The 9,965-nt window shown below is 66.5% G+C and carries 4 protein-coding genes; 3 read left to right on the top strand and 1 reads right to left on the bottom strand.

Features of this window, described 5'->3' with window-relative positions; genetic code table 11:
* Positions 1–9 precede the first annotated feature (9 nt).
* The 3 genes from H8N03_RS23760 to H8N03_RS23770 are packed head-to-tail and all read left to right on the top strand — an operon-like array spanning position 10 to position 8,995.
* On the top strand, positions 10–2,040 hold the full coding sequence (locus H8N03_RS23760; protein WP_187078715.1) for a 3'-5' exonuclease: 2,031 nt from the start codon (positions 10–12) through the stop codon (positions 2,038–2,040).
* Positions 2,037–7,850, top strand: coding sequence for a DEAD/DEAH box helicase (locus H8N03_RS23765; RefSeq protein ID WP_187078716.1), 5,814 nt, complete (start codon positions 2,037–2,039; stop codon positions 7,848–7,850). The genes H8N03_RS23760 and H8N03_RS23765 overlap by 4 nt, the downstream gene beginning before the upstream one ends.
* Positions 7,847–8,995 (top strand): PD-(D/E)XK nuclease family protein, encoded by a 1,149-nt coding sequence (locus H8N03_RS23770; protein WP_187078717.1) that lies wholly within the window; start codon positions 7,847–7,849, stop codon positions 8,993–8,995. Before H8N03_RS23765 ends, H8N03_RS23770 begins: the two co-directional genes overlap by 4 nt.
* 487 nt (positions 8,996–9,482) lie before the next feature.
* Here H8N03_RS23770 and H8N03_RS23780 read toward each other — a convergent pair whose 3' ends face one another.
* Positions 9,483–9,686 carry a hypothetical protein gene (locus tag H8N03_RS23780; RefSeq protein WP_187078718.1) on the bottom strand — a complete coding sequence of 68 codons (204 nt, stop codon included), beginning with the start codon at positions 9,684–9,686 and terminating at the stop codon, positions 9,483–9,485.
* Positions 9,687–9,965 lie beyond the last annotated feature (279 nt).

Here is a 9,965-nt window from a genome sequence, read left to right on the forward strand (position 1 = left end):
CCGAGCTGCATGCGGGAGATCGCGGCTTTCCCCTCGGACCGCGCCGCGCTGCTCTGGGACAAGATCGACGGGCTCGTCTCCGATCCGCTCCCCGACGGGAAGGTGAAGAAGAAGCTCAAAGGCGCAGACGGCGTGTACCGCATGCGTGTGACAGACCACCGCGTGTTCTATCGATTCGGCGAAGACTGGATCAGCCTGCTCGGCATCCGGCGGCGCGCCGAAGACACCTACGATGGAGTGCCAGGCGAGACCGTCGACGCCCCTGCGTCCGACGATGGAGACGACAACCTCGACGCGCTCATCGCGGCTGCACAGCCGAAGGTCTTCCAGTTCGAGATGACCGTGGCCGAGACGGCGCTGCCCGAGCCCATCACGCGGGAGCTGCTGCGCGAGATCGGCGTGCCCGTCTCGGCGGTGCCGACGCTCCTGCGCTGCAAGACGGAAGAAGCGTTGCTCGAAGCGCCCGTGCCACCTGACGTTCTCGGTCGTGTCGTCGACCGCCTCTTCCCGCCGACCATCGAACGGCTCGACCAGCAGCCGGATCTCGTCGTGCTGTCTACGAGGGACCTCGTTCGTTTCAAGGAGGGCGACCTCCTCGGCTTCCTGCTGCGGCTCGACGAGGATCAGCTCAAGCTGACCCAGTGGGCGCTGACGGGTCCCACGATGGTTCGCGGCGGCGCGGGCACGGGCAAGAGCACCGTTGCCCTCTACCGCGTGAAGGCGCTCCTCGAACGACCCGGCGCAACGGGTGCGGAGCGCGTGCTGTTCACCACGTACACCCGCTCGCTGCTCACCGTCACACAGCAGCTCCTCGAACAGCTCCTCACGTCCGACCAGCTCCGCCGCGTCGAGGTCGCCACGTGCGACCAGATCGCATGGCGAATCGTCGGCAACGCTCGCAAGATCGGGCCGCTCGAATCAAGCAATGACGCGCTTCGCCGACTTGCGAAGCTCCGTGAGAAGCACGCCCCCGGTGGCTCGGCTTTCGAAGCGAAGCTGCGTGCGCGCGCCCTCGAGCGGCTGACCGACGTGTGGCTCCTCGAAGAGTTCGAGTGGATCATCGAGGGACGGGGCCTGACCAGCCTGGCGCAGTACCAGGCGGCGGCGCGACCGGGACGCGGGCTGCCTCTCAACGAACGAGCACGCGCGGCGGTGTGGGAGCTGTATGAGGCCTTTAGCAAGGGCGCGGGCGAACGATACTCGGCGCTGCGTCGCGAGGCGCTGAAGCTACTCGCCGAAGACGCCCAGGCGGTCCGCTACGACTACGTCGTCGTCGATGAAGCGCAGGACCTGAGCCCCGTCTCGCTCGCGCTCATGGCCGAGGTCTGCAAGACGGCCGAGGGCTTGTTCTTCGCCGCTGACAACAAGCAGTCGCTCTACTCGCGCAACTACACGTGGAGTTCGGCACACCCGCGGCTCCAGTTTCGAGGGCGCACGGCGCTGCTCTCGCGCAACTACCGCTCGACGCGGGAGATCGATCGCGCGGCCTTCTCTGTGCTCGTCGCGGATGAGGGCGAGGAGCTCGTGGCTTCGAATAGTGTCCACGAGGGACCGCTCCCCGTGCTGGTGCGCGACATCGACGCCGACAGGCAAGCCGAGTGGATCGCGCGCTTCGTTCGCCAGATGGCTCGGCACCTCCACCTGAAGGCCAGTGCGGCCGCCGTGCTGGTGCCCGGCGCCGCCGTGGGCGAGACGATCGCGAAGGAGCTTCAGGGGCAAGGCGTCGATGCCCGCTTCTTCCCGGGCCGCGATCTCGACCTAAAGGCCGACGTGGTGCGCGTGCTGACGTTGCACGCGGCCAAGGGCCTCGAGTTTCCCATCGTCATCGTGGCGGGCCTCGAGAGCGGAGCCTGGCCGGTGCCTGAGGACTTCGAAGAGCCTGACCTCTTCGCTGAGCGCGCTCGCCACGAGCGGCGGGTGCTTTATGTCGGGCTCACCCGCGCGATGCGCGGTCTGATGCTGCTTGTTCCCCAAGGATGCCGGCATCCCGCCGTCGTCGATCTCGACCTCAATCACTGGCACGTGGAGACAGCCCTGTGAGCAACGTGAACCTCCGCAACTACGCCGACGAAGGTCGGCTAGTCGACGCCGACATCGCTGGCTTCCTCCGGAAGAAGCTCGACAAGGGCGATAAGCTCGACTTCACGGACATCGTCGAGGTCGCCGACGCGGTGCTGGACGCGCTATTTGAAGGGTGGTTACCTGAGCAAGCGGCGAACGCGATCGCCCAACTGAGCCCCGCAGCCGACAAGTCCCTCGCGGCGTGGACCGACCGTGCGGGTGGCAAGGTCACGAAGGTCGAGAAGACCACGCGCAAAGCCACGGTGCGCAGGCCCGCGTCGTTGACACGCCCGGCGTCCATCCTTGAACGCGACCCGTCGGGCGACGAGCGGTTCACGCCGACGCGGCTCGTGCGCCGACTTCAGGAGGCGCTGCGTGGCTATATCGAGAGCGCGTACCCGCTGAACGATCCAACCCTGGTGCGTGCGAGGCGTCGGCTGCTCGAAGAAGATGCGGGAGGTCACCTGCTCGCACAGGAGCCCTACATTGAGACCACCACCCGGTACGCGACGTCGAAGGCAACCTACGGCGACCTCGGCTTTACGCGGGAGATAGCCGCCTTTTTCTCGAAGCTCGCCAAGACGCCCTCGGCCCAAAGCACGCCGGAGGACGCCCGCACTGTGCTCTTTCCCTCGATGTACGTGCATCAGGAGCGTGCATTCCACGAGTTCCTCGTCGAGGGCAAGGACATCGTCGTCGCCACAGGTACGGGCTCCGGCAAGACCGAGTGCTTCCTAGTGCCGATGCTGGGCTCCCTCTACGACGAAGCGGTGCGCTCGCCCAAGACGTTCGATCAGCCCGCCGTGCGCGCGCTGATCCTCTATCCGATGAATGCGCTGGTGAACGACCAGCTTTCGCGCCTGCGCCTATTGCTCGGCGATCCTGCTGTTGCCGATGCGTTTAAGGAGCTCGGCAAGGATCGGCGCTTCCCGCGCTTTGGCATGTACACCGGGCGCACGCCGTACCCCGGCCCGCGCACGACCTCGCGGGACGCCGATCGTGTGAAGCCGCTGCTCGACTACTACCTGGGCCTCTCCCCCGACGTCGAAGAGCGCCTCCGTCGTTTGGGTCGCTATCCCGCGAAGGACCTACAGAACTTCTACGCACAAAATGAAGCCCGCCGCCGGACGTACCAGAGCGGCAAGCGCGCCGGGCAGGAGTACACGGACCACAATTGGGAGCGACGCCTTCACACAGGGCCGGGAGATCGCGAGCTGCTGACGCGGCAGGAGATGGTCCACGGTGCTGGCAGCCGCCCGGGCCACGCGCCCGACGTGCTGGTCACCAACTACTCCATGCTGGAGTACATGCTGATGCGCCCGTTCGAGCGCCCCATCTTCGCCGAAACGAAGCGATGGCTCGAGCAGGAGGGCACGCAGCTCCTGCTCGTTCTCGACGAGGCGCACATGTACCGAGGCGCGAAGGGCGCCGAGGTCGCGTTCCTCATACGCCGCCTGCGCGCGCGTCTGGGCATTCACGACCGGCCCGACAAGCTGCGCGTCATCGCCACCTCTGCTTCGCTCGGTGATGGCGCGGCTGCAGTCGACGCCGTCAAGCGCTTCGCCGCCGACATTACGGGCAAGCGCCCAGAGGACTTCGAAGCCATCACCGGCACGCGCGAGGTGCCGACGCCCGCGAGCCCAGCGCCTAAGGCCGTCTCTGACACCCTGGCGTCGCTCGACCTTGATGGCATCAATGAAGCGCTCGACGCTCCGGCCTTGCGCGAGAAGCTCGCGCCGCTCCTGCCCAAGGGCGGGAACCCCAACCCTGACGAGAACGAGGTGCTTGCAGAGTTGTACGCCGCGTTGAAAGACCAGCCTTGGGTGAACCAGCTCGTGAAGGAGGCGGCAGGGCAGGCCGTGGCGCTCGGCGACCTCGCTCCGCGCGTGTTCCCCGGCCACCCTGACGCTCGTCGCGCGCTCGAAGCGCTGCTCACGGTTTCGACGCTTGCCCGAAATAAGGCCGACGAGCCGGGGCTCGTGCCGACCCGCGTGCACGGCCTGTTCCGAGGGCTCCACGGCCTCTATGCTTGCGTGAACCCGCACTGCGACGGGAGGCAGAGCGAGCCGGGGGAGAAGGCGATTCTCGGTAAGCTCTTCACCACGCCGCGCGCGGTGTGTGACGCCTGTGGGTGCCGCGTCTTTGAGATCGCGTCGTGCCGCAGCTGCGGCAGCCCCTACTTGCTCGCGTACTCGCAGGAAGATTCCCTGGACCGGCTCTCGTTCCTTTGGGGTGAGACCGAGGGCGCGCTCTTCCGTCTCGAGCTGCTCCCGAGCGCCGCGCGCTACACCGACCGCACCGAGATTGTGCGGCTGCACCTCCGCACTGGCTATCTGGACACGGGCAACCGCTTCCCCGACGACGAGGTGCGCGAGCTGGAGATGTGGCTTGATGCGGATGGCAAGCGCGAGGCCTCCTTCGATCGCTGCGCGATGTGCCAGCCCGCTGCGCCCGCGAAGAGCCGTATCTACGACTTCAGGACGCGCGGTGAGCAGCCGTTCACGGCGCTCATTGAAGCGCAGTTTGCCGAGCAGCCCCCGCAGAAAAGGGACCCGCGCCTACCGAACCACGGACGGAAGGTGCTCGTCTTTAGCGACGGTCGGCAGAAGGCGGCTCGCCTCGCGCCCGCACTCGAACACAGCCACGCCCGTGACTTGTTCCGTCAGGTCGTCGCGCTGGCCGCTCACGAGCTCCGCGAGAAGGGCGGCCTTTCGGCGATGCAGTACCTGTACCCGGCGGTCGTGCATCTGTGTGCTCACCGGGGCTACGACCTATTCCCGGCCACCGACGAGCTCGAGTTCCATAACCACCTCGGGCAGGTGAAGGGCAAGACGCTTGAGCAAACCATCACGATGGCGAACAAGGGGTGGCTCCGCGCCACGCGCTCGTTCGCGCAGGCGATTTTCAGTGAACTCACGGACCGCTACTACTCCCTGCCCGCGCTCGCCCTCGCCACAGTCGAGGAGGACCCCGACACGGCGTTCATGATCTTCGACGACTTCCCGAATGTCGGCCTCGACGCGGACGCGCAGAAAGTCCTGTTCCGCGCCTGGCTTCGCCAGCACCTTGAGCGCCGCTCGTTCCGCCCGGACGGCGCAGAGACGCGGGAACTCGGCGAGGGCTGGGCACATCCGCAAGGCATCAATGCGGCGCGCTTAGAGCACGTGCTGCCCAACCGCTTCGATCAGTACCTGGCGCACGTCCTCGGTGGCGACACGGACAAGGTCGAAAAGGTGGGCAAGTGGTTCCAGCACGTGGTGCGCGACAAGGGGCTGCTGCACTTTGAAAGCGATGTTTACTACCTGCAGCTCCAAGGCTTGAGCATGAACCTCCGGCTCGACGCCAATTGGCTGCGCTGCCGCGATTGCGCGCGCATCCACCCTGAGGCGCTGGCCGATGTCTGTCCCGCGTGCCTCGGTGCTGTAGTGGAGGTCGACGCCGACTATCTCGACGCGCGGACGGGTTTCTACCGGCAGCAGGTGCAGCGCGCCTTCGATGAGCGCGCGATCGAACCGTTTGGCCTCTTGGCAGCCGAGCACTCCGCGCAGCTCACTGGTCAGCCCGACGAGAGCGCGTTCAACAAGGTCGAGGAGTACGAGCTGCGCTTCCAGGATGTGCCGCTAGACAACCTTCCGCCAATCGACGTGCTGAGCTGCACCACGACAATGGAGGTCGGCATCGACATCGGTGCGCTGTCCGGCGTCGCGTTGCGCAACGTGCCGCCGCACGTCGCCAACTATCAGCAGCGCGCCGGACGCGCGGGCCGTCGCGGGCGCTCGATCGCGTCGGTCATCACCTATGCGCACGGCACCTCGCACGATGCCCACTTCTTTGACCACCCTGAGCAGATCATCTCGGGCGATGTGCGCGCGCCCGTCGTCTACGTCGAGAACCAGCAGGTGCTCGAACGGCACATCCACGCCTATCTCGTGCAACGCTTCTTCCACGAGCGCGTGCCGCCGGACCCGACTAGCTATGACCTCTTCGGCTCGCTGGGCTCTGTCGAGCAGTTCCTTTCCGAGTCACACCCTTGCTCGCTGCTCAAGCTCGAGGGGTGGCTTGATGAAAACGCCGATCTTCTTCGGAGCGAGCTTCGGGGCTGGGTGCCAGCGTTCAGCTTCGGCCTCAACGAGCCCGTCGCCGAGGTCAACGAGACGATCCAAGGCGCCATCGACCGGAGCAAGGCCCGCATCCGCGAGGTCTTGCCGGTCGAGGAGTACGCTGCGCGCGACACGCTGGTCGACCTCGAGCGCGAGTCGCTCGAGCGGCGCTTGGAGGAGCCGCTCCTCGAGACGTTGATCGGTCACGCCGTGTTCCCACGCTACGCTTTTCCGACCGATGTGGTGACCTTCTGGGTCTCGAAGCCTCGTCAGCCGGGTGATGCTCCTGGGAAGCGGACTTTCGACTACGAGCCGCAGCGTGACCTGCAGCTTGCGCTCACCGAATACGCGCCCGGACGAAGTCTCACCATCGACAAGTGGCGCTTCGAGTCCGCGGCGCTCTACTCGCCGTACGAGCCGACGCCTGTTCACACGATTCAGCGGCAGCGCCCGTACATGTCGTGCAGTGACTGCTCGTGGGCGACGATGGATTCAGCGATGGCGCAGGCGACGTTATGCCCCGTGTGCGGTAGCGACCAGCTCACGCGCACCGCGTTCATCACTCCGGCAGGCTTCGCGCCAGACCTCAACGCCAAACGCGAAGTGGATCGTGGCCAGGCAATCAGCTACGCCGGTATGACCGACCGCGCGCGGCTCGAACCTCAGGACCCACCATCGGCATGGACCGAGGGTTGCGACGGTCGACTGCTTCGCTGGACCGGGCCGCGCCGCCTTGTCATGGTCAACAAGGGAGTCGGCCAGCGGGGCTTCCGCGTGTGCCCCGATTGCGGTCGCTCGGAGCCCGAGTATGGCCCCGGTTTCACTGCGACGAAACTCATGAGGAACGGCGCGGCCACCACGCACCAGCACCCGCTCGAAAAGGGCGTCGTGTGCGCGGGCGTCGCCGACGGCCCCTTCTACCTAGGGCATGAGTTCCCGACTGATGCACTGCTTTTGCGCCTTCGCGTAATGGCACCGGTGCAACTGGGGGGCGCGAGCACCACGGGCTTGCTCACGCGGGCTTCGCGCATGGCGCTCTCGTCCCTGGTCGAGGCGCTGGGGCTAGCTGCGTCGCGTGTCCTGCAGATCGACGAGGGCGAGCTCTCTGGCTGGTGGACGCCCGTGATGGGCGGGCGCCGTGATGAAGCGCAGCTCTACCTCTACGACCTCCTGCCGGGTGGTGCAGGCTACGCGCGCGCCGTCGGCAATGATCTGCCCGAGGTTCTCGACGCCGCCGAGGCGCTTCTCGGAGGCTGCGACTGCCCATCGTCCTGCTATCGGTGCATCCGCCACTACGGCAACAACTGGATTCACGCGTCGCTGGACCGCCACCTCGCCCTCGCGCTCTTGCGCCACTTGCGCACGGGCGAGTTGCCGAGCCTGACTGACCCTGATAAAGACCGCGCGCTCGTCGCACTTTGCCAGCTTCTCACACTGCGCGGCATTGCGTGTGAGGAGAACGTACAAGTTGGGGGCACGCGCGTGCCGCTTGTGATCCAACTGCCCAAGTCGCGCGTGTGCGTCGACGTTCATCACCCGCTGATCGATCCGCTCGCGCACGAGTCTCCGATCATCGCTTCCGCGCGCTCGCAATTCCTCGAGGCCGTGTCGCTCGACGCGTTCGACCTCCTTCACGATCTGCCTGCCGCCGTGGCGCGCCTGAAGCTGCCAGGCGGAGCGGGGGGATGAGCTTCTACGAGCTGCAGGGACCCACTGCGTGGGCCGAGCCGCCGTCCACATGGAGCAGCACGAGCCTCGACGACGTGGATGCGTGCCCGCGCCGCTGGCAGCTCCTGCGTTCGCGCTGGGGCGACTTCGAGCGTTTTCCGGTGCGCCCGCACCCGGCCGCCATCGAAGGGCAGATCGTCCACGAGGCGCTCGATCGGCTCACGCGCGCCTGCGGTCAGCGAGGCAACCCGCCGTTCGGAAGCGCGGAGTTCTCAGCGGCGCTGAACGATGCCGACTTCTTTCCCTATTTCCCGCGGGCCGTCACCGATTGGCAGCAGCGGCTCACGGCACATCCTAGGCCTGGCCCCGCGTTCCGGCTACGCGTGAGCGGCGAGGAGCTGGCGAACCGCGCCGTGCGCATGTTCCGCGAGCAGTACAAGCCGGATGGTCAGGTCGCCTCGCAAGCCGCCGAGCGCGCGACGGATACGCCCGCCGACGTGCGGACGCTCCTCAAGCAGAAGCGAGCGCTCTCCGAGGTGAAGCTGACGCATCCCAAGCTTCCGTTCCTCGGCATCCTCGACCGCGTGCAGCACACACGGGAGCGAATCGAGGTCGTCGACTTCAAGACGGGCAAGCCGAGCGACAAGCACCGCAAGCAGCTCCTGCGCTACGCGCTCCTCTGGTGGCGCAAGACGGGCGACGCCCCGGTGCGTGTGAGTGCGCAGTACCTCGACGGAGTCGCCTCGTGGCCCGTCACCCAGAGCGCGCTCGAAAACGTCGAAGCCGATCTCGTGAAGAAACTCCCGCTGCTGACCGAAGCCTTGAACGCTCATCCCGCGGCGGCGAAGCCCGGCACCGGCTGCCACACGTGCGCCGTGCGGGCGCGCTGCGCCGCGGGCTGGGCCGTCGGCGAGGAGGCAGCGCTCGTCGACGGTCGCGGCGACGCCGAGCTGGTCGTGAAGGCGAAGGCCGGCGACCACGGCTTTCTCGCTCGTTCTCGGAGCGGCGCCGAAATCGCCGTCGTCTATGAGGCCCCCGTTGCGAAGCTCCTCCCTCGGCACGTCGAGGGACAGGTACTTCGAGTCCTCGACGGGGTGTGGAAGGAGAAGCGCACCCAGCTCGAGCTCAAGGCGTGGACCGAGGTCTTCGTCGTAGGGGATGTCTAAGGACTCGGCTAACGGCCTCGCGCCTTTCTGGCGAGCTTTGCCAGCATGTAGGCGGAGACGGCGCCGACAATTTCGACGGCGGCCTTGATCTCTTCCTCACGCAACCGGGGAAGCCAAGGACGGCCGTGCCCGGTCACGTGCTTGTTCCGCAGGCGATTCCACCTATCGGTACCTCGACGCAGGCGGAGCCGCGGAAGTCAGATCGGGCTTGGCTCCGCATTCTGTCCGCGCCGGCCGGGCGACTCAGTCCAGCCCGACCAGGTTCCACCGATCAAGGTACTCGTTGGTGTCGTCTCGGATGTGCCGCATGCTCGTGTCCTTGTGCGGCTGCCCGTTGCGTCCGAGCATCTTCAGCCACTCACGGTGGCGCTTGGCGATGAACTCCGTGACGGCCTTTCGCGATACTACGAATAGTGCGGCTCGGCCAGGCCGTTCAGGCGAACGAAGACATAGACCAGCTTCGTGCCTGCCTCCTCCGCCTCGGCCGTCAGCATCCAGTTCTGCCGCCGTGCGCGGTTTTCACCTGGATATCAACGCTTTTGGGGGCGTCGGCGTTGGAAGCGAGGATGTCAAGTCCGCGCGTGTTGCGGCGAGTGAGCGAGGCGATGTAGCCGGGCCGCGAAAGCTCAGCAGCCACAAAGTATTCGCCCGACACGCCGCATAAAGTGGCGGACAGCTTCGCGTTGTTCATGGACGCAATAAGATGGGGCACCTGGTGGATGAGAACACATTGTCCGCCGACCTCCGCAGGCTCGTCGCTAGCTAGCCGCCAAGCCGGCTAGCACCTCCTCGATCTGGCAGACCAACCGGCGCATCTGCGTGCATTCGCGTCGGATGCTGAATTTCGGTAAGCGTCCGGTGATCCCGTCTTGACGGGGGCGGCGCTCAGGTGTTCGCTGCCAGCGGCGTCCAGCGATGCGGCAGGAGTTCTTCGATGCGACTTGCCGGCTGCGTCGGCAGCCGCTCGAGC

It is taken from the genome of Ramlibacter cellulosilyticus, from assembly GCF_014297465.1.
Classification (GTDB): domain Bacteria; phylum Pseudomonadota; class Gammaproteobacteria; order Burkholderiales; family Burkholderiaceae_C; genus Ramlibacter; species Ramlibacter cellulosilyticus.

Bases quoted from the DNA above. Each gene is read 5' to 3' on its own strand.
- H8N03_RS23760 (WP_187078715.1), top strand. From the start codon at position 10: ATGCGGGAGATCGCGGCTTTCCCCTCGGACCGCGCCGCGCTGCTCTGG.
- H8N03_RS23770 (WP_187078717.1), top strand. From the start codon at position 7,847: ATGAGCTTCTACGAGCTGCAGGGACCCACTGCGTGGGCCGAGCCGCCG.
- H8N03_RS23780 (WP_187078718.1), bottom strand. From the start codon at position 9,686: ATGAACAACGCGAAGCTGTCCGCCACTTTATGCGGCGTGTCGGGCGAA.